Here is an 18,902-nt window from a genome sequence, read left to right on the forward strand (position 1 = left end):
GCCGGTGACGGGACGTCGGCGTCAGGCCGTCGGCGGCGGGACCTCGCCCGAGCCCCGGGCGAGGAGCGTCGTGCCGAGCACCACCCGCTCCGGCGCCCCCTCGGCCCCGTCCAGGCGCCGGAACAAGCGCTCCGCCGCCGTCCGGCCGAGCGCGGCGGCGTCCTGGGCGACGACCGTGATGCCGAGCAGGTCGGCCAGTTCGATGTCGTCGAAACCGACCAGGGCGACCGGCCGGGCGTGCGCGGCGAGGATCCGGACGGCCGTGACGGTGACCCGGTTGTTCCCCGCGAACAGCGCCGTCACCGGCTCCGGCGCGGCCAGCATCCCCCGTACCGCCGCGCCCACCCGCTCCGGGTCGGTCGGTCCCGGCGAGACCCACTCCTCCCGGACCGGCAGGCCCGCGTCCTCCATCGCCGCGCGGTAGCCGCGCAGCCGCTCGGCCGCCGTGTGGATCCGCGGCCGGTCGCCGACGAAGCCGATCCGGCGGTGGCCGTGCGCGATCAGGTGGGCCGTGCCGTCGCGCGCACCGCCGAAGCTGTCGGAGAGGACCGCGTCGGCGTCGATCCGTCCGGCGGGACGGTCGACGAAGACCGTGGCGACGCCCGCCCTGATCTCGGGCTCCAGATACCGGTGGTCGTCACCGGCCGGGATGACGATGAGGCCGTCGACCCGGCGCGCGCACAGAGCCAGCGCCAACTCCTGCTCCCGGTCGGGGTCCTCGGCGCTCGACCCGTTGATCAGCAGGGTTCCGTGCGCCCGCGCGACCTCCTCGACCGCCCGGCTCAGCGGACCGTAGAAGGGGTCGGCGAGGTCCTCCAGGACCAGACCGACGGTGGCGGTCCTGCCCTTGCGCAGGACCCGCGCGCTGTCGTTGCGCCGGAAGCCGAGGGCCTCGATGGCCTCCTGCACGCGCCGCTCGGTGTCGGGGGTGACGCCCGGCTCGCCGTTCACCACCCGGGACACCGTCTTCAGGCCCACGCCCGCCTTGGCGGCGACGTCCTTCATCGTGGGCCGGTTGCCGTAGCGGCGCTCGGGGCGGTGGGCGGTGTCGGCCACGGTCTGCGGTTCCTCCGTCGTGTCGGGACCCCGCCGTGGCCGGGCCGTCTTTCGGACTCCGGACGAGCATAGGGCCTGGACAACGTTGTCATGCCGCGTGAGACCATACGGACGCCCGACCGTTCCCGGCCGTCCCCGGAGGTTTCCCGCCCATGCACACCGACCTCGCCACGGGCCTCGTCGTCGCCCTCGACATCGGGGGCACCAAGATCGCCGGCGCCCTGGTCGACGGCGAGGGCCGCGTCCGCGTCCGGTCCCGGCGGCCCACGCCCGCGCGTGAGGACGGCGAGACGGTGATGGCGGCGGTCGAGGACGTCCTCGGCGAACTCGCCGCCTCCCCGCTGTGGGAGGCCGCCGACGCCGTCGGCATCGGCAGCGCGGGCCCGGTCGACGCGGCCCGGGGGACCGTGAGTCCCGTCAACGTCCCCGGCTGGCGCGACTACCCGCTCGTCGAGCGGGTCCACCGGGCCGCCGGCGGACGGCCGGTCACCCTCGTCGGCGACGGCGTCGCCATGACGGCGGCGGAGCACTGGCTCGGAGCCGCCCGGGGCCACGACAACGCCCTCTGCCTCGTGGTCTCCACGGGCGTCGGCGGCGGCCTCGTCCTCGGCGGGCGCCTCCACCCGGGCCCCACCGGCAACGCCGGTCACATCGGACACATCGTGGTCGAGCTGGACGGCGAGCCCTGCGCCTGCGGCGGGCGCGGCTGCGTCGAACGCGTCGCCAGCGGGCCCCACCTGGCACGGCGCGCCCTGGAGAACGGCTGGCGGCCGGGGCCCGACGGCGACGTCTCCGCCGCCGCGGTGGCCGCCGCCGCGCGCGCGGGGGACCCGGTGGCCACCGCCGCGTTCGAGCGTGCGGCCCGGGCGCTCGCGGCGGGCATCGCCGCCACGGCGGCCCTCGTCGAGATCGACATCGCGGTCGTCGGCGGCGGGGTGGCGGGCGCCGGCGAGGTCCTCTTCGCCCCCCTGCGGCGGGGCTTGCGCGACTACGCCACGCTCTCCTTCGTACGGGACCTGACGGTCGTCCCCGCCGTCACGGGCACGGACGCGGGCCTCCTCGGCGCGGCGGCGGCCGCCACGCGCGCGCGGGAGCCGGGGGCGCACACCGGCGCGAACGCGGGTGCCGCCACCGGCCCTTGAGGGCGCGGGAACGAGGGACGGGAGGAGGGGGAGCCGCGCGGCTCCCCCTCCTCCCGTCCCTCGTTCACTCCCGTACCCGCTCGGCCCTCCTCGGGCCGACCAGTCTGCCCTCGGCCGTCCTCCGCTCCGGCGGTCTCTGTTCGACGACCACCAGGAACGCGTCGGACTCCAGGTCCATCACGACCCGCGCGGGCACCCCTTCGTTGCGGCGCGCGCCGGCGAACTCCTCGGCGGGCCAGCTGCCCCGCGGGCCGCCGGCGGGAAAACGTTCGAGAACCGTACGACTCATTTCCACACCCCTCGTGCTTGCCGTTCCCAACGACGGTTTCCCCGAAGCGTCACGCACATGCCGATCGCTCCGCCGATCCATACGTTCGTGGTTTTCGTGGCAGGGTGTTGCGGGCAAGCCACAGGGGGCTACCGAAGAGGGGGAAACGTGATCGTCTGGATCAACGGGGCGTTCGGCGCGGGAAAGTCCAGCACCGCGCGCGAACTGGTCGATCTGATCCCGCACAGCACCCTGTACGACCCCGAGTCCACCGGCGGCGCGGTGCGCCGGCTCCTTCCGGCCAAGCGGCTCGCCGAGGTCGAGGACTACCAGGACCTGCCGATCTGGCGGCGCCTCGTCGTCGACACCGCCGCCGCCCTGCTCGCCGAGGTCGGCGGCGTCCTGGTCGTCCCCATGACCCTGCTCCGCCAGGAGTACCGGGACGAGATCTTCGGCGGACTGGCCGCCCGCCGCATCGAGGTGCGCCACATCCTGCTCACACCTGAGGAAACGATCCTGCGTCAGCGGATCGACACCCGGGAGGAGTACGGCGACCCCGAGGTCGACGCCCGCGTACGGGAGTGGAGCCACGGACACGTGGATCCGTACCGCGCCGCCCTCGGCTGGCTCGCCGCCGACGCGTACACCGTCGACAACTCCGCGCTCACCGTGGCCGAGACCGCCCGGACCGTCGCCGACGCGGTCCGGGACGGGCTCGCGGCCCCCTGCGGGATCGTCCAGACGCCCGAACCCACCGGCGAGACCGTCGCCGCCGGCGTGCTGCTCTTCGACGAGCAGGACCGCTTCCTGCTCGTGGACCCCACCTACAAGCCCGGCTGGGAGTTCCCCGGCGGCGTCGTCGAGCCCGGCGAGCCCCCGGCCCGGGCCGGGATGAGGGAGGTGGCCGAGGAGATCGGCCTCGCGCTCGACGCCGTGCCCCGGCTGCTGCTCGTCGACTGGGAACGCCCCGAGCCCCCGAAGTACGGAGGGCTGCGCCTCCTCTTCGACGGCGGCACCCTCCGGCCCGCCGACACCGAGCGGCTGAGCCTTCCCGGGGCCGAACTGCGCGGCTGGCGCTTCGTCACCGAGGAGGAGGCCGCCGACCTGCTGCCGCCCGTCCGCCACCAGCGCCTCCGCTGGGCCCTGCGCGCGCGGGAACGGGGCACGGTCCTCAACCTGGAGGCCGGGGTCCCGGTGGGGTGAACCACCGGGGGCGGCCCGGCTCCGGCCGGGCCGTCGCGACCGGCCGGAGCCGCTCGGACCAAGGCCGCCCGGGCCGCCGGAGCCGCTCGGACCAAGCCCGCCCGGACGGCCGCCGCCGTCGCGTCCGCCGCCCGGTTCCGCTCTCCCGGCGGGCTTCGCCGGCCGCTGAACCCGACCGGGAGCCGGCGTACGGTCAGACCTGCTTCGAGCGCGCGTAGTTGACGAGGAAGTGCGCCTCGGCCACCGACAGGCGCTCCAGCTCCTCCGGGGACACGGACTCGTTGGGCGCGTGGATCTGCGCCTCCGGCTCGCTCAGGCCGATCAGCAGGATCTCCGCCTCCGGGTACAGCGAGGCGAGCGTGTTGCAGAGCGGGATCGAGCCGCCCAGACCGGCCGTCTGCATCTCCTGACCGGGGTACGCGACCTCCATCGCCTCGGCCATCGAGGCGTACGCCGGGCTCGACGTGTCCGCCTGGAACGCCTGGCCCTGGCCGACCTGCTCCAGCGTCACCCGGGCGTTCCACGGGGTGTGGTTCTCGATGTGGGCGAAGAGCAGCTTCGTCGCCTCGGCCGCGTCCTGGCCCGGCGGCACCCGCAGGCTGACCTGCGCGCGGGCCGTCTTCGGGATGGACGGGGTGGCGCCGGCCACCGGGTGGCAGTCGATGCCGACGACGGTGACGGCGGGACGCGCCCAGATGCGGTCCGCGACCGTGCCGCCGCCCGGCAGGTCCACGCCCGGCAGCACCTTGGCGTCCTGGCGGAAGTTCTCCTCCGGGTACTGGAGGCCCTCCCACACCCGGTCGCCCGGCAGGCCGTCGATGACGGTCGAACCGTCCGGGCCGCGCAGCGAGTCGAGCACGCGGATCAGCGCGGCGAGCGCGTCCGGGGCGGCGCCGCCGAACTGGCCGGAGTGCAGGTTGCCCTCCAGGGTGTCGATCCGCACCCGGATCATCGTCATGCCGCGCAGCGTCGCGGTCACCGTCGGCAGGCCCACCCGGAAGTTGCCCGCGTCGCCGATCACGATCGCGTCGGCGGTCAGCAGCTCGGGGTGCTCCTCCGCGTACCGCTCCAGACCGCCGGTGCCCTGCTCCTCCGAGCCCTCGACGATCACCTTCACCGTCACCGGGACGCCGCCGTTCGCCTTCAGGGCGCGCAGCGCGAGCAGGTGCAGGATCACCCCGCCCTTGCAGTCGGCCGTGCCGCGCCCGTACCAGCGGCCGTCGCGCTCGGTCAGCTCGAACGGCGGGGAGAGCCACGCGGCCTCGTCCAGCTTCGGCTGCACGTCGTAGTGCGCGTAGAGCAGGACGGTCGGGGCGCCGGCCGGGCCGGGCAGTATGCCGTACACGGCCTGCGAGCCGTCCGGGGTGTCGAGCAGGGCCACGTCCTGGAAGTCCTCGGCGCGCAGCGCGTCCGCGACCCAGCTCGCCGCCGCCTCGCACTCGCTGCGCGGGGCCACGTTCTCGTCCGCCACCGACTCGAAGGCCACCAGCTCCGTGAGCTCCGCCCTGGCGCGGGGCATCAGGGACCGTACGGTCTCGGCGATCGGATTCGAGGTCATGGGCACGCTCCTGATGGGTGCGACGTTACGACGGGAGGAGGCGTCCGTCGCGTGTCGTGGCGCGGCGAACGCACCGTCGATCCTACGGCCGGGGTCCCGGCTACCGCGCCGTAGGATGCGTGAGGAGCAGACCCCCGGTCGGATCAGGAGCAGAAGCACATCGTGAGCAGCGAGCACGCAGGGAACGCCGGTCCGGAGAACACCGAGCCCGAGGGCGCGGCTCCTGAGGGCAGCGGTGCGGAGGCGGCGAGGGACGGCGTCGGGGACGATGCCGCGGGTGACGTGGCGGACGACGCGGCGGGTGACGTGACGGACCGCGTCGGGGACGGGGCTCCCGCCGCGGGCGACGGGACGGCGGACCCGGACGGCGCGGCGGACGTCTGGGACGTCGTGGTCGTCGGCGCCGGACCGGCCGGCGCGTCCGCGGCCTACGCGGCGGCGGTGGCCGGGCGCCGGGTGCTCCTCCTGGAGAAGTCCGAGCTGCCCCGCTACAAGACCTGCGGCGGCGGCATCATCGGCCCCTCCCGGGACTCGCTCCCGCCGGGCTTCGAACTGCCCCTCCAGGACCGGGTGCACGCCGTCACCTTCTCCCTCGAAGGACGCTTCGCCCGCACCCGCCGCTCGCGCCGGATGCTCTTCGGGCTCATTAACCGCCCCGAGTTCGACGCGCAGCTCGTCCAGCACGCGCAGAAGGCCGGCGCCGAGCTGCGGACCGGTGCCACGGTGACCCGGGTGGAGCAGCACGGGCCGTCGGTGCCGGACCGGCGGACCGCCGCCGTCGTCCTGGCCGACGGCGAGACGATCCTGGCGCGCGCGGTCGTCGGCGCCGACGGCAGTGCCAGCCGCATAGGCGCTCACGTCGGGGTGAAGATGGGCCAGGTCGACCTGGGCCTGGAGGCGGAGATCCCCGTGCCGCCGTCCGTCGCCGAGGACTGGAAGGGCCGCGTCCTCATCGACTGGGGCCCGATGCCCGGCAGTTACGGATGGGTGTTCCCCAAGGGCGACACGCTGACCGTCGGCGTGATCTCGGCGCGCGGCGAGGGGGCCGCCACCAAGCGGTACCTGGAGGACTTCGTCGCCCGGCTCGGCCTGGCCGGCTTCGAACCCTCGCTCTCCTCCGGCCACCTGACCCGCTGCCGCACCGACGACTCGCCGCTCTCCCGCGGCCGGGTCCTGGTCTGCGGCGACGCGGCCGGTCTCCTGGAGCCGTGGACGCGCGAGGGCATCTCGTACGCGCTCCGCTCGGGCCGCCTCGCGGGCGAGTGGGCGGTGCGGGTCGCCGAGGCGAACGACGCGGTCGACGCGCGCCGCCAGGCCCTGAACTACGCCTTCGCCATCAAGGCGGGCCTCGGCGTGGAGATGGCGGTCGGGCGGCGGATGCTCGCCGTCTTCGAGCGGCGCCCGGGACTGCTGCACGCCACGCTCACGGGACTGCGGCCGGCCTGGAACGCCTTCGCCGACATCACCCGGGGCTCGGCCACCCTCGGCGGCATGGTCCGCTCGAACGGTCTGGCCCGGCGGGCCCTCGAACTCCTGGACAAGCGGATGGACACCTCGTCCGGCGTCGGCCCGGTGGGCCGGGGCGTCACGGCGAAGGACCGGGGCGCGCCGGAGGCGGAGGACACGGAGGACACGGGGAACGCGGGAAGCACGGAGGGCAAGGAGAGCGCGGAGGGTACGGAGAGCACGGGGACGGGCGCCTGACTCTCTCCCCGCGGCGCTCCGGTACGGCCGCCGGGAACCGTGATCGACCCGTACGGGCCCCGTCGGTCCGGTCCGCTCAGGCGGCCGGGCCGGCGGGGCCCGTCGTCGTGATGCGGAAGACGGGGTGCTTCGGCGCCACGGCGCGCAGTTCGGCGTCGGAGGAGTCCGGGCCGACCCCGTCGAAGAAGATGCCGACCTCGGCCTTCCAGCGCTTGAGGTAGGCGCGGAGCAGCGCGGGCTTGGCGTCGTCGGCGACCTCGACGGCGGTGAACTCCTCCACGTGCCTGCCGAGGTGGAGCTGCCCGCCGCCGGCGGCCCGCATGTTGTGGGTCCACTGGACGTGGCCGCGGGGGGCCACGAGGTACTGGGCGCCGTCCACCGTCAGGAGGTTGACGGGGGTGCGGCGCCATTCGCCGCTCTTGCGCCCCCGGACGGCGAGGACGCGGGACCCCCAGACGCTGATCCCCCGGCGGGTCGCCCAGGCGACCAGGCGGTTGAGGACGTTCACCGTGAACCAGCCGGGCTTCATGACGTGCGCGGCGGTGGCGGGGGAAGGGGAGGGAGAGGGGACGGTGGGGGAGGAGCCGGTGGGGTCGGCGGGCTGGGGGGACATGGCTGCCTCCTGAGGGCTTCTGTCGGGTCTTCTGCCCGAGTGGAGCGAGAGCACTGCTCTCGCTTGAGATCAGTGTGCACGGTCCACCGCTCACAATCAAGAGCAGTGCTCTCATTTCGATGCGGTGCTCCGGAAGTGGCACACTGCTCTCCATGACGACCGTTCGAGGAGCCCGCGCCCGCGCCCGCATCGAGATCACCGCCGCCATCAAGGACGAGGCCCGCACCCAGCTCGCGGCGGAAGGCGCCGCCAAGCTGTCCCTGCGGGCCGTCGCCCGCGAGCTGGGCATGGTGTCCTCCGCGCTCTACCGCTACTTCCCGAGTCGCGACGACCTCCTCACCGCCCTGATCGTCGACGCCTACGACGCCGTCGGCACCGCCGCCGAGCGGGCCGCCGCCGACTCCGCCGGGCAGCGCCCGCTGGACCGCTGGACCGCCGTCTGCCGGGCGGTCCGCGCCTGGGCGGTCGCCCACCCCCACGAGTACGCCCTGATCTACGGCTCCCCGGTCCCCGGCTACAGCGCCCCCCAGGACACGGTCGGCCCCGCGGCCCGCGTCGGTCTCACCCTGATCGGGATCGTCCGCCTGGCCCACACCGGCGAGGGCGTCGCCCTCCCCCCGCTCCCGGACGCCCTGCGCCCGGAGGCCGAGCGGATCGCCGCCGACATCGCCCCGGACCTCCCCCCGGCCCTCGCCGTCGCGCTCGTCGCCGCCTGGTCGCAGCTCTTCGGCCTGGTCTCCTTCGAGGTCTTCGGCCAGTTCCACCGCGTCGTCGAGGACCGCGACGCCTTCTTCGCCGCGGCCGCCCGCCGCCTGGGCCAGGACGTGGGCCTGCTTCCGCGCGGCTGAACCCGCCCGGGCCCGCCGCCCCGTCCCCGTACCAAGGCCCTGTCTCCGTACCAAAGTCCCGCTGACGTACCGCCGTACCGCCGTACCGCCGTACTTCCGGGGGAGTAGGCCCGGCCACCCCCTCGGGCGGACGTCGGCGCGGGGCGGGCGCGGCTAGCGTGGCCGGTATGGACGAGGAGAGGGCGGACCGGCCCCCGAACGGTCGCCGGAGCCGGTGGGAGCGGGACGACGACCGGCTGCCCTGGCGGTCGACGCTGCTGATCGCCCTGCTCGTGGTGGCGGGGAGCGGGTTCGCCGGGCGCGACCAGACCGGCCGGGAGGCGCTCGACGCGGTCGGCCGGATCCTGCTGCTGCTCGGGGCGGTCCCGCTGCTGCTCCGTCACCGCAGGCCCGTGCCGGTGGTGTTCGCCGTCGCGGCCGTCACCCTCGGCTACCTGGCGGCCGGTTACCCGTACGGCCCGGTCTTCGCCCTGGTCGCCGTCGCCTGCTTCGCCGCCGTCGTGCGCGGTCACCGCACCGCCGCCGCATGGGCCCTCGGCCTGCTCTGGACGGGCCACCTGCTGCTCGCGCACTGGCTCTACCGCCTGCTCCCCCCGCCCGGCGACGGACCCGCGCCCTGGGGTCAGGAGATCACCGCGGCCGCCTTCGCCGTCGCCGTCCTCGCCGCCTCCGAGGCGATCCGGGAGAAGCGCGAGCAGCGGGCCCGGCGGCGGGCGGACCGGGCCGCCGCGGAACGGCGCCGCGCCGACGCGGAACGGCTCCGCATCGCCCGCGAACTCCACGACGTGCTCGCCCACTCGATCTCCGTGATCAACGTGCAGGCGGGCGTCGGCCTCGCCCTCCTGGACTCCGACCCCGAGCAGGCCCGCACCGCCCTGACCGCCATCAAGGCGGCCAGCAAGGAGGCGCTCGGCGAGGTCCGCCAGGTCCTCGACACCCTCCGCACCCCCGGCGACGCCCCCCGCGCCCCGGCCCCCGGCCTCGACCGGCTGCCCGAACTGGTCGAACAGGCCGGGGCCGCGGGTCTCGCCGTCACCGTCACGCCGGCCGGCCGGGCCTCCGCCCTGCCGCCCGGCGCCGACCTCGCCGCCTTCCGGATCGTGCAGGAGGCGCTCACCAACGTGGTGCGCCACTCCGGTTCCCGTACCGCCCGGGTGCGGGTCGCGTACGGCTCCGGGCGCCTGGAGCTGACGGTCGACGACGACGGCCCCGCCACCGGCACCGAGGCGGGGGGCACCGGCAACGGCCTCGCCGGCATGCGGGAGCGGGCCGCCGCCCTCGGTGGCACCATCGAGGCGGGCACCCGCCCGGACGGCGGCTTCCGCGTCCACGCCGTCCTCCCACTCAGGCCCGAGGAGGCCCCGTGACCGAAGGAGGCCCGGTGGCCGAAGGGGACCCCGTGACCGAAGACGGCTCCGCCGCGATCCGGGTCCTGCTCGCCGACGACCAGTCGCTGGTGCGGGCGGGGTTCCGCGCCCTGCTCGGCGCCCAGCCGGACATCGAGGTCACGGGGGAGGCCGCCGACGGCGAGGAGGCCGTGGAGCGGGTGCGCGCCCTGCGTCCCGACGTCGTCCTCATGGACATCCGGATGCCACGGCTCGACGGCCTGGAGGCGACCCGGCGGATCACGGACGACCCGGAGCTCGCCGGGGTGCGGGTCGTCATGCTGACCACCTTCGAGCTCGACGAGTACGTCTTCGAGGCGATCCGCGCCGGCGCCTCCGGGTTCCTCGTCAAGGACACCGAGCCGGACGAACTGCTGCGGGCCGTGCGCGCCGTCGTCCACGGGGACGCGCTGCTCTCCCCGGGCGTCACCCGCCGTCTGATCGAGGAGTTCGCGGCCCGCTCCAGGACCCCGGCGGCCACGGCCGCGCTCGACGCGCTGACCGAGCGGGAGCGGGAGGTGATGGCCCTCGTGGGCATCGGCCTGTCGAACGCGGAGATCGCCCGCCGGCTGGTCGTCAGCCCGCTCACCGCCAAGACCCACGTGAGCCGCGCCATGGTGAAGCTGGGCGCCCGCGACCGCGCCCAACTCGTCGTGCTCGCCTATGAGTCGGGGCTCGTGCGGCCGGGCTGGCTGGGCTGATCCGCCCGGCCGCGCGTCCCCCGTCCCCCCGTCCCCCCGTACCTCCCGATGGTCAGTCGCGGAGGGCGACCTTCGCCGGGGAGGTCTCGGCCACCGCGTCGGAGGCCACCGGATCGAGGGCTGCCACGTCGGAGGTCATCGGATTGACGGCCGCCACGTCGGAGGTCACCGGATCGACGGCCGCCGGATCGGCGGTCGAGGACCGCGCGACCACGACCGACCCGTTCGCGGCCCGCTGCCTCCGCAGCCCCGGCAGGGTGATGAGCAGTCCGGCGAGGGCGATGACCGCGACCACGGCCAGACCCGGGCGGAAGCCGTCCAGGACCGCCTGCGGGGAGGCGTTCCCGCCGTCTCCGCCGCTCGCGGTGATGACGGCGGTGGTCACGGCCAGGAAGAACGCGCCGCCGACCTGGATCGAGGTGTTGAGCAGGCCCGAGACCATGCCCTGCTCGCGGTCGTCCACGCCGTTGGTGGCCTGGATGTTGAGCGAGGGGAAGACCAGGGCGCAGGCCGCGCCGATGAGCAGCATCGACGGCAGGATCACGGCCGCGTACTGCGGGACGAGCGAGATCCGCAGGAAGAGCGCGTACCCGACGACGAGGAGGGCGAAGCCGGTGGCGATCACCCGGGGCGTGCCGAACCGGTCCACGACGCCGCCGATCTTCGTGGACGAGAGGGCCACGAGCACGCCGGCGGGCAGGAAGGCGAGCGCCGTCTGGAGCGCGGACCAGCCGAGCAACGACTGCATGTACTGGGTCACGATGAACTGGAAGGCGACGTACGAGCCGAAGAACGCCGCCGCGCCGAGCTGGGCCCGGACCTGCGAGCCGGAGCGCAGCACCCCGAGCCGCACCAGGGGGCTCGCGCTGCGCCGTTCGATCAGGACGAAGGCGACGAGCAGGGCGGCGGCGGCCAGGAAGGACAGCAGGGTGCGGGCGGAGGCCCAGCCCGCCTCGGGCGCCTCGACGACGGTGAAGACGAGCAGCAGCATCGCGGCCGTGCCGGTGACGGCGCCCGGCAGGTCGTAGCCGCCGGAGGAGTCGTCGCGGGAGCTGTGCGGGATGAGGCGCAGCGCGAAGGCGAGGGCGATCAGGGCGACGGGGGCGGGGAGCAGCATGGTCCACCGCCAGCTCAGCTCGGTGAGCAGGCCGGACAGGACGAGGCCCATGGAGAAGCCGGTGGCGGCGCAGGTGGTGTAGATGGACAGGGCCCGGTTGCGCTGGGGGCCCTCCTTGAAGGTGGTCGTGATGATCGACAGGCCGGCGGGGGCGGTGAAGGCGGCGCTGAGCCCCTTGACGAACCGGCTGGCGATGAGGAGCGGCCCGGAGTCGACGAGTCCGCCGAGCAGGGAGGCGAGCGCGAAGACGGCGAGCGCGATCAGGAAGACCCGGCGCCGGCCGAGCAGGTCGGCGGCGCGGCCGCCGAGGAGCAGCAGTCCTCCGTAGCCGAGGATGTAGCCGCTCACGATCCACTGGAGGGTGGCGGTGGACAGGTCGAGGTCGGCGGCGATCGAGGGCAGGGCGACGCCGACCATGGAGACGTCGAGGGCGTCGAGGAACATCGCGGCGCAGAGCACGAGCAGGGTGCCCCAGAGGCGCGGGCTCCAGCGCCCGGAGTCCGTCGCGGGCGCTTGGGTGAGCGGAGAGGTCATGGGCAGAGACAGTACATGCACATGCATTGAATGCAAGTGCATTTAATTCTCGTGCAACAAAAGGGGTGGTTTCTGCTAACGTGCGGTCATGGCAGCGAACAAGTCCGAACGCGCGCTCGTGGACGAGTGGCGTGACGTCCTCGCCGTGCACGCCCGGACGACCTGTGAGCTCGACCGGGCCCTCCATCCGCACGGACTCGGTGCCAGTGACTTCGAGGTCCTCGACGTGCTCGCCGAGGGCGCGTCCGAGGACGGCCCGGCGGCCTGGCGCGTCCAGGAGCTGGCCGACCGCGTCCACCTCAGCCAGAGCGCGTTGTCCCGGCTCGTCGCCCGCCTGGAGAAGGACGGCCTGGTCACCCGGGGGATGTGCCCCGAGGACCGGCGCGGCGTCCAGGTGAGGCTCACCGAGAAGGGCCTCGGCCGCCACGCCGAGGTGAAGCCCCTCCAGCGCGAGGTCCTGACCCGGATGCTGGACCGGTCTTCCTGAACCTTCCCGGGCCTTTCCGGGCCTTCCCGAGCTTTCCCGGGCCTTCCTGAGGCGTCCGCCCGCGTGGCACCCTGACGGGGTGATCGTCAGGGTGAGCGGCGCGCGTGCGCCCCGATCGCTTCGAGGCGGCGAGGAGCGCCCGGTGCTGACGCACGGGAACCGGAACGGGACGCGGGCCCCGGACGCGGCAGGAGACGACAGTGCCTGGCTCCGGTGGGTGATCGGCGCACCGCTGGTGCTGCTGCACCTCCCGGTGCAGCCCCGCCGTCCCTCCGTCGGCCGGTCCACGGCTGCGAAGCGTTTCCTCCCGCCGGCCCCGTGGGGGCGTCCGGGACCCGCCCGGTCTCAGCCGATCGCCGACCTCTCCCGCCACAGGCGGACGAGCGAGGCGTCCCCGGTGACGGTGACGGTGACCGCGTCCTCGGGCAGGCGGTTCCACAGCGTCAGGTACAGCGACCCGGCCGGTCCGCTCAGCTCCGCGTCCACGGGGTCGGCGGCCGGAGAGCCGGTCGTGCGTTCCGTGCGCGGGGCGTCCGCCGAGAGCCGTACGGTCCAGACGTCACCGGTGTCCGTCGCCCGCACCCGCAGGGTCCGGGGTCCGGGCGTGCGCACCCGGCTGCGGCTGCGGGTGTGGAAGCCGCTCAGCAACTCGTCGATCCCGTCGGCGCCGACCGCCGGAGCCACCGGCCCGGGGCCCGCCGGGAGCGCCGACTCCGCGTCCGCGCGGTGGACGGTCGTCTCGTGCGCCTGCCGCCGGGCCCAGAAGGCGAGGGGCGACGGTGCCGGGAGGAACGTCCAGCACTCCAGCTCCTCCGGCGCGGCGCGCAGGGCGGCGACCAGGGCCGCGTGCCCCTCGCGGTAGTGGGCGAGCAACGCGTCGCCGTCGAGCGCCGGTTCGCCGCCTTCCGGGCGGTACGCGGTGTGCCCCTCGGTCACGAAGGCCGTGGCCCAGTGGTGCACCGTCGTCACGTGCCGGAGGAGGTCGCGGATCCGCCACCCCGGACAGGTCGGCACCTCCGCGTCCGGCCCGGCTCCGGCCGCCGCCTCCGCCAGGCCCAGGCCCGCGCCGTCCAGCGCCTCGATGTGCTCCGCGATCTTCATCGTCCCCCCGGTGGTCGTGTCCGTGGAACGGATTCTGACAGGGACGGGAGGCCGCGGGCACGGCCGCGGGGCAGGTGCGTCAGACCGTCCGGACGGCCTTCGCGTCCCGGGCCCGGTAGCCCATCACCGCGGCACCGGCGGCGAGCACCGCGACCGTGGTGAGCGCGGCCGGCAGCGAGAACCAGTCGGCGAGGAACCCGATCGAGGGCGGGCCGAGCAGCATCCCGCCGTACCCGAGGGTGGACGCGGTCGCCACCCCGCCGGGACCGGCGAGCGCGCCGGCGCGGGCCACGGCGACGGGGAAGATGTTGGCGAGGCCGAGACCGGTCACGGCGAAGCCGAGGAGCGCGGCCCAGACGGTCGGCGCGAGCGCGCCGAGCAGCATCCCCGCGGCGGCGGTCGCGCCGCCCGCGACCAGGGTGCGGGTCTGGCCGAGGCGTTCGAGCAGCGCGGTGCCGGAGAGCCGTCCCGCCGTCATGGTCAGCGCGAACACGGAGTACCCGGCGGCGGCCACCCCGGGATGGGCGTGCAGGTCCTGGGTGAGGTGCAGGGCTCCCCAGTCGGCGAGCGCGCCCTCGCCGTACGCCGTGCAGAGCGCGATCAGCCCGAAGACGAGGACCGTACGGCGCGGGGCCGGGGCGCCCGGTCGCGTGCCGGAGGCGGTGGGCGGGACGGGGAGGGTCTCGGGCGGGGCGGGGGAGGGGCGGCGCAGGAGTACGGGCCCGGCGGCGGCCGTCAGGGCCAGGCCGACGACCGTGAGGCCGAGGAGGTGGGCAGTGGGGGAGAGGCTTCCGGCGAGCAGCCCGCCGAGCCCCGCGCCCAGCATGCCGCCGAGGCTGAACGCGGCGTGGAAGCTGGGCATCACGGGGCGCCGCAGCGCGGTCACGACGTCCACGGCGGCACTGTTCATGGCCACGTTGATGCCGCCGTACGCGGCGCCGAAGACGAGCAGGACGAGGCCGAGGGCGAGCGGGGAGCGGGTGAGCGCGGGCAGGGCGACGGAGAGCGAGAGGAGTACGGCGGTGGCGACGGTGACGGCGTGGGAGCCGTACCGGCGGCAGAGCCGCCCGGTCAGCGTCATGGTCACCACGGCGCCCGCCGACACTCCGAGGAGCGCGAGGCCGAGGTCCCCGGCGGAGGCGCCGGTCTGCTCCTTGACGGCGGGGATCCGGACCACCCAGCCGGCGAACAGGAAGCCGTCGAGGGCGAAGAAGAGGGTCAGGGCGGAGCGGAGGCGGGACAGGGAGCGGGTGGCGGTGTCTCCGCCGGGACCCCCCGAGACGGCCGTCCGTACTTTGTTTAGTAGCGGCACAAATTCAGGATAGGGGTGGGCGGCGGACGAATCAACCGGCGGGGCCGTACCTGGGCCGCATGACGGTTTCCGGGGCATGTGGGGCGTTCCATGGGGTGTGCGCGGGGAGGTCCCCGGGGTGTGTGGGGCGTTCCATGGGGTGTGCGGGGAGGTCCCCGGGGTGCGTGGGGCGGTCCACGGGGTGTGCGGGGCGGCTCTGCCGGGCGTGGAGCCGAGCCCGGTCACGGGGGCGGGCCTCCGGCGATGAGGGCGAGCCCGGTCACGGGGGCGGGCCTCCGGCGACGGGGGCGAGCGCTTGGTCGTGGTGGGAGGCCTCCCGGCCACGGGGTCGAGCCCCGATCGCAGAGACGGCACCCGGCCCCGGGAGGGCGTGTCTCCGGCCACGGGGTCGAGACTCCGATCGCGAAGTCGAGCGCCCGGCCCTGGGAGGGGGCGCGTCTCCGGCCGCGGGGCCACGACCCCGATCGCGGAGTCGAGCACCTGGTCACGGAGTCGAGCCTCCGATCGCGGAGTCGAGCACCTGGTCACAGAGCCGAGTCCCCGGCCACGGAGTCGAGCTCCCGGTCGCGGAGCCGGGCTCCCCGGTCACGGGGTCGAGACCCAGGTCGTGGAGGGCGGGCCCTCGCCCCGCGAGGTCGGGAGCGCCGTCCGATCATGGGAGACTCGCCCCCATGAACGGCAAGGCGACGACGACCCGGACACGGCTGGACAGGGGGCGCAACGCGCTCGGCCCCGCGCTTGAGCTGGTGCACACCGGCAGGGCGCCGACCCGGGCCGTCCTCACCGCCGAGCTCGGCGTCACCCGCGCCACCGCCGGGGCCGTCGCCGCCGAGCTGGAGGCCCTCGGCCTCATCCGGGTCGACTCCAACCCCGGCGCCGCCGCGGGTTCCCAGGGCCGCCCCTCGCACCGGCTCGCCGTCGACGAGAAGGGCCCCGTCGCCCTCGCCGCACAGGTCCACCCGGACGGCTTCCGGGCCGCGCTCGTCGGCCTCGGCGGCACGATCGTCGCCACGGCCCCCGGCAGCGTCGTCGTCTCCGCCGACCCCGCCCAGGTCCTCGGGGCCGTGGTCGAAGCCGGAGCTGCCCTCCTGGCGGAGAGCGGCCGCCGCTGCGTCGGAGCCGGCCTCGCCGTGCCCTCCGCGGTCGCCGAGCCCGAGGGCACCGCCCTCAACCCGCTCCACCTGGCCTGGCCCGCCGGGGCGCAGGTCCGGCAGATCTTCGCCGAGCGGGTGCGGGAGGCCGGCATCGAGGGCCCCGCCTTCACCGGCAACGACGTGAACCTCGCCGCCCTCGCCGAGCACCGCCACGGCGCCGGGCGCGGCGCCCGGGACCTGCTCTGCGTGGCCACCGGCCACCGGGGCGTCGGCGGCGCGCTCGTCCTCGACGGGCGCCTGCACACCGGCAGCTCGGGCCTCGCCCTGGAGGTCGGCCACCTGACGGTGAACCCGGAGGGCCGCCCGTGCCACTGCGGCGGCCGCGGCTGCCTCGACGTCGAGACCGACCCGCTCGCCTTCCTCACGGCCGCCGGCCGCGTCCCCGGCCCCGAGGTCTCGCTGCTCCAGCAGTCCCGCGACCTGCTGCGCACCAGCCCGGACGACCCCGGCGTCCGGGTCGCCGTGGGGGAGCTGATCGACCGTCTCGGACTCGGCCTCGCCGGTCTGGTGAACATCCTCAACCCGGACCGGATCGTCCTCGGCGGCCTCCACCGCGAACTCCTCGACGCCGACCCCGAGCGCCTCCGCGCGGTCGTCGCCGACCGCAGCCTCTGGGGCCGCAGCGGCGGCGTGCCGATCCTCCCCTGCACCCTGGACCACAACAGCCTCGTGGGCGCCGCCGAACTCGCCTGGCAGCCGGTCCTGGACGACCCCCTGGCGGCCCTCTCCCGCGAACCGGTCTGAGGAAAGCCGCCCGACTACTCCGGGCGCCCTTCGAGCAGCGCCGCAAGACGGTCCAGGGCCGTGCGGGTGCCGGTCTCGTTGTCGGCGGCGGGGATCGCGTCCGGGACGCCCTCGTGGACGACCAGGACCTCGGTGCCGCCGCCGTCCGGGACCAGGGTCGTCGTCAGGGTCATGGCCCCGTGCAGCAGCGGGTCCGCCGTCTCGAACTCGACGACCTCGACGACCCGTTCGTCCGGCACCAGCTCCACGAAGCGGCCGTGGTACGTGTCCGTGCGCGGCCCCGACTTCCCGGCGCCGTCCTCCCCCTCGTACCGCAGCGAGACCCGGAACGCGCCCCCTTCGCGCGCGTCGAACTCGTGCACCCGGCAGGTCATGCCGTACGGCACCCGCCAGCGTGCGACGGCCTCCGGGTCGAGGAGCGTCCGGTAGACGGCCAGGGGCGGGGCGTCGACGTGACGGGACACGCGCGTGGTGTACACCCTCCCCAGGCTAGGACCCGTACGGCGTCTCCGCCCGGTAGCCGGATCGAAAACCGGTGGGGCGGACCGGCCGTACGACGTACCGTTCCGCCCCATGACCTCCTCCGACTCCGCACTTCCCCCGCGCCTCGGCGGCCTCACCTTCCACGGGCCGCTCTCCGAGGCCCGCGCCGCCCGCGTCCTGGGGCGGCTCGCCGCCTCCGGGCCCGCCGACGTGCTCGACATCGGCTGCGGCTGGGGCGAGTTGCTCCTGCGCCTCCTCGACGCCGTTCCCGGAGCCGAGGGCGTCGGGATCGACATCAACGGCGAGGACCTGGCCCGCGGCCGGGCCCTCGCCGAGGAGCGCGGGCTCGCCGGCCGCGTGACCTTCGTCGAGGAGTCGGCGCTCGGCACCGACCGGGGCCCCGTCGACGCGGTCCTCTGCCTCGGGGCCGGCCAGGCGCTCTGCGACCCCGACCTGCCGTACGACCCCGCCGCCGTCCTGCGCGAACTCCGCCGGCTCGTCCGGCCCGGAGGCCGCGTCGTCCTGGGGGAGGGCTTCTGGGAGCGCACCCCCACCGGGGCCGAACTGGCCGGGATGTGGCCCGGCGCCCGCGCCGACGACCACCTCTCCCTCGGCGCCCTCGTCGACCTCGCGATCGGAGCCGGGTTCCGGCCCGCCTGGATCGAGACGGCGAGCGCCGAGGAGTGGGAGGAGTTCGAGTCCGGCTACCGGTACGACACGGAGGTCTGGCTCGCTGCCAACCCCGGCCATCCGCTCGCCGCCGAGACGCGCGAGCGCGTCGACCGGCAGCGTTCCGGCTGGCTGAACGGCTACCGGGGTGTCCTCGGCATCGCCTGTCTGACGCTGGTCGCCGTGGCCTGAGTCCCCGGCTCCGCCCGCCCCAATTCCGCCTGCCCCAGCTCCGCCCGCCCGAGCTCCGCCCGCCCGAGCTCCGCCCGTCCCGGCTCCGACAGGTGGAGCACCCGGAAGCGCTCGCCCTCGCCGGACGGCGCCTCCGGGTCCGCCCACAGGGTGAAGGAGAGCAGCTCCCAGTGGCGCGGGTCCACCGCGAGGGCCGAGGCCACTACCCCGTCCCGCCGGGCCTCCCGCGCGTGCCGGGCCACCGCCTCCGCCACCGCCTCGCCCGGCGGGACCGCCTCCCCGAGCGGGGTCCTGAGCCGGGTCGCGGTGCGCGGCGCCGACGCGGACGCCGGCCCCTCCTCGTACGCCACGCCCGTCCAGTGCTGCACCACCGGCCGGCCGAAGTCGTTCACGACGCCCTGGAAGCCCGGTCCCCAGAGGAAGGAGTTCATGCCCTCGGGCGTGACCCACAGGTAGAACGGCGCGTACTGGTTCACGGGCGAGTCCGCCCCGCGCTCCCGGACCAGGTACGCCTTCAGGCCGAGGCCCGGGAAGGCATCGAGCAGATGGCCCCGGGTCGCCACCCGCTCGTGGACGATCCCCATGTCGTAGTCGGCGGGAAGCGTGATCTCGTACTGCATCGCGTGCACGG

17 protein-coding genes and 1 pseudogene are annotated in these 18,902 nt (G+C 75.3%); 9 read left to right on the forward strand and 9 right to left on the reverse strand.

Annotation, left to right across the window (positions count from 1 at the left end):
• Window positions 1-21: 21 nt before the first annotated feature.
• The gene (locus ACIP5O_RS12200; protein WP_401291811.1) at window positions 22-1,056 is read right to left on the reverse strand and encodes a LacI family DNA-binding transcriptional regulator; all 1,035 of its coding nucleotides are present in this window, start codon (window positions 1,054-1,056) and stop codon (window positions 22-24) included.
• Window positions 1,057-1,208: 152 nt separating this feature from the next.
• Between ACIP5O_RS12200 and ACIP5O_RS12205 the strand changes: the two genes are divergently transcribed.
• Window positions 1,209-2,198, forward strand: a complete 990-nt coding sequence (locus ACIP5O_RS12205) for an ROK family protein (protein ID WP_401291813.1) — start codon at window positions 1,209-1,211, stop codon at window positions 2,196-2,198.
• A gap of 64 nt (window positions 2,199-2,262) precedes the next feature.
• Here ACIP5O_RS12205 and ACIP5O_RS12210 read toward each other — a convergent pair whose 3' ends face one another.
• Window positions 2,263-2,487, reverse strand: a complete 225-nt coding sequence (locus ACIP5O_RS12210) for a hypothetical protein (RefSeq protein WP_356542330.1) — start codon at window positions 2,485-2,487, stop codon at window positions 2,263-2,265.
• 147 nt (window positions 2,488-2,634) lie between these two features.
• Between ACIP5O_RS12210 and ACIP5O_RS12215 the strand changes: the two genes are divergently transcribed.
• Window positions 2,635-3,669: an NUDIX domain-containing protein gene (locus tag ACIP5O_RS12215; RefSeq protein WP_401291816.1), complete on the forward strand. Its 1,035-nt coding sequence runs from the start codon at window positions 2,635-2,637 to the stop codon at window positions 3,667-3,669.
• A 193-nt stretch (window positions 3,670-3,862) separates the two neighbouring features.
• On the opposite strand, the gene ACIP5O_RS12220 is transcribed toward ACIP5O_RS12215, so the two are convergent.
• Window positions 3,863-5,227: a dipeptidase gene (locus ACIP5O_RS12220; RefSeq protein WP_401291819.1), complete on the reverse strand. Its 1,365-nt coding sequence runs from the start codon at window positions 5,225-5,227 to the stop codon at window positions 3,863-3,865.
• A 306-nt stretch (window positions 5,228-5,533) separates the two neighbouring features.
• On the opposite strand from ACIP5O_RS12220, the gene ACIP5O_RS12225 reads away from it, so the two are divergent.
• Window positions 5,534-6,931, forward strand: coding sequence for a geranylgeranyl reductase family protein (locus tag ACIP5O_RS12225; RefSeq protein ID WP_401291969.1), 1,398 nt, complete (start codon window positions 5,534-5,536; stop codon window positions 6,929-6,931).
• Window positions 6,932-7,007: 76 nt separating this feature from the next.
• Here the strand turns inward: ACIP5O_RS12225 and ACIP5O_RS12230 are convergent, their stop codons facing one another.
• On the reverse strand, window positions 7,008-7,460 hold the full coding sequence (locus tag ACIP5O_RS12230) for a nitroreductase family deazaflavin-dependent oxidoreductase (RefSeq protein WP_401291971.1): 453 nt from the start codon (window positions 7,458-7,460) through the stop codon (window positions 7,008-7,010).
• Window positions 7,461-7,696: 236 nt separating this feature from the next.
• Here ACIP5O_RS12230 and ACIP5O_RS12235 point away from each other — a divergent pair, with 236 nt between their 5' ends.
• From ACIP5O_RS12235 to ACIP5O_RS12245, 3 genes are all read left to right on the forward strand, one after another.
• Complete coding sequence (locus tag ACIP5O_RS12235; protein WP_401291822.1) at window positions 7,697-8,392, forward strand: TetR/AcrR family transcriptional regulator; 696 nt, start codon at window positions 7,697-7,699, stop codon at window positions 8,390-8,392.
• 167 nt (window positions 8,393-8,559) lie between these two features.
• On the forward strand, window positions 8,560-9,759 hold the full coding sequence (locus ACIP5O_RS12240; protein ID WP_401291825.1) for a sensor histidine kinase: 1,200 nt from the start codon (window positions 8,560-8,562) through the stop codon (window positions 9,757-9,759).
• A 56-nt stretch (window positions 9,760-9,815) separates the two neighbouring features.
• Window positions 9,816-10,478, forward strand: a complete 663-nt coding sequence (locus ACIP5O_RS12245; protein ID WP_401291974.1) for a response regulator — start codon at window positions 9,816-9,818, stop codon at window positions 10,476-10,478.
• A 52-nt stretch (window positions 10,479-10,530) separates the two neighbouring features.
• Here the strand turns inward: ACIP5O_RS12245 and ACIP5O_RS12250 are convergent, their stop codons facing one another.
• Entirely contained in the window at window positions 10,531-12,129 is a 1,599-nt protein-coding gene (locus ACIP5O_RS12250) for an MFS transporter (protein WP_401291827.1), read from the reverse strand.
• A gap of 88 nt (window positions 12,130-12,217) precedes the next feature.
• Here ACIP5O_RS12250 and ACIP5O_RS12255 point away from each other — a divergent pair, with 88 nt between their 5' ends.
• Complete coding sequence (locus tag ACIP5O_RS12255; RefSeq protein WP_401291830.1) at window positions 12,218-12,616, forward strand: MarR family winged helix-turn-helix transcriptional regulator; 399 nt, start codon at window positions 12,218-12,220, stop codon at window positions 12,614-12,616.
• 345 nt (window positions 12,617-12,961) lie between these two features.
• Here the strand turns inward: ACIP5O_RS12255 and ACIP5O_RS12260 are convergent, their stop codons facing one another.
• Window positions 12,962-13,717 (reverse strand): maleylpyruvate isomerase family mycothiol-dependent enzyme, encoded by a 756-nt coding sequence (locus ACIP5O_RS12260; protein ID WP_401291832.1) that lies wholly within the window; start codon window positions 13,715-13,717, stop codon window positions 12,962-12,964.
• Window positions 13,718-13,796: 79 nt separating this feature from the next.
• On the reverse strand, window positions 13,797-15,029 hold the full coding sequence (locus ACIP5O_RS12265) for an MFS transporter (RefSeq protein ID WP_401291835.1): 1,233 nt from the start codon (window positions 15,027-15,029) through the stop codon (window positions 13,797-13,799).
• Between the two features lie 671 nt (window positions 15,030-15,700).
• Between ACIP5O_RS12265 and ACIP5O_RS12270 the strand changes: the two genes are divergently transcribed.
• Window positions 15,701-16,927, forward strand: a complete 1,227-nt coding sequence (locus ACIP5O_RS12270; RefSeq protein WP_401291838.1) for an ROK family protein — start codon at window positions 15,701-15,703, stop codon at window positions 16,925-16,927.
• A 14-nt stretch (window positions 16,928-16,941) separates the two neighbouring features.
• Here ACIP5O_RS12270 and ACIP5O_RS12275 read toward each other — a convergent pair whose 3' ends face one another.
• Window positions 16,942-17,406 (reverse strand): SRPBCC domain-containing protein, encoded by a 465-nt coding sequence (locus ACIP5O_RS12275; RefSeq protein WP_401291841.1) that lies wholly within the window; start codon window positions 17,404-17,406, stop codon window positions 16,942-16,944.
• A 94-nt stretch (window positions 17,407-17,500) separates the two neighbouring features.
• Here ACIP5O_RS12275 and ACIP5O_RS12280 point away from each other — a divergent pair, with 94 nt between their 5' ends.
• Window positions 17,501-18,271: an SAM-dependent methyltransferase gene (locus tag ACIP5O_RS12280; RefSeq protein WP_401291844.1), complete on the forward strand. Its 771-nt coding sequence runs from the start codon at window positions 17,501-17,503 to the stop codon at window positions 18,269-18,271.
• A 59-nt stretch (window positions 18,272-18,330) separates the two neighbouring features.
• Here ACIP5O_RS12280 and ACIP5O_RS12285 read toward each other — a convergent pair.
• Window positions 18,331-18,900: pseudogene (locus tag ACIP5O_RS12285) on the reverse strand (DUF4865 family protein); the annotation flags it as partial.
• Window positions 18,901-18,902 lie beyond the last annotated feature (2 nt).

The organism is Streptomyces sp. NPDC088915, from assembly GCF_044749825.1.
In the GTDB taxonomy this organism is placed as follows: Bacteria; Actinomycetota; Actinomycetes; order Streptomycetales; family Streptomycetaceae; genus Streptomyces.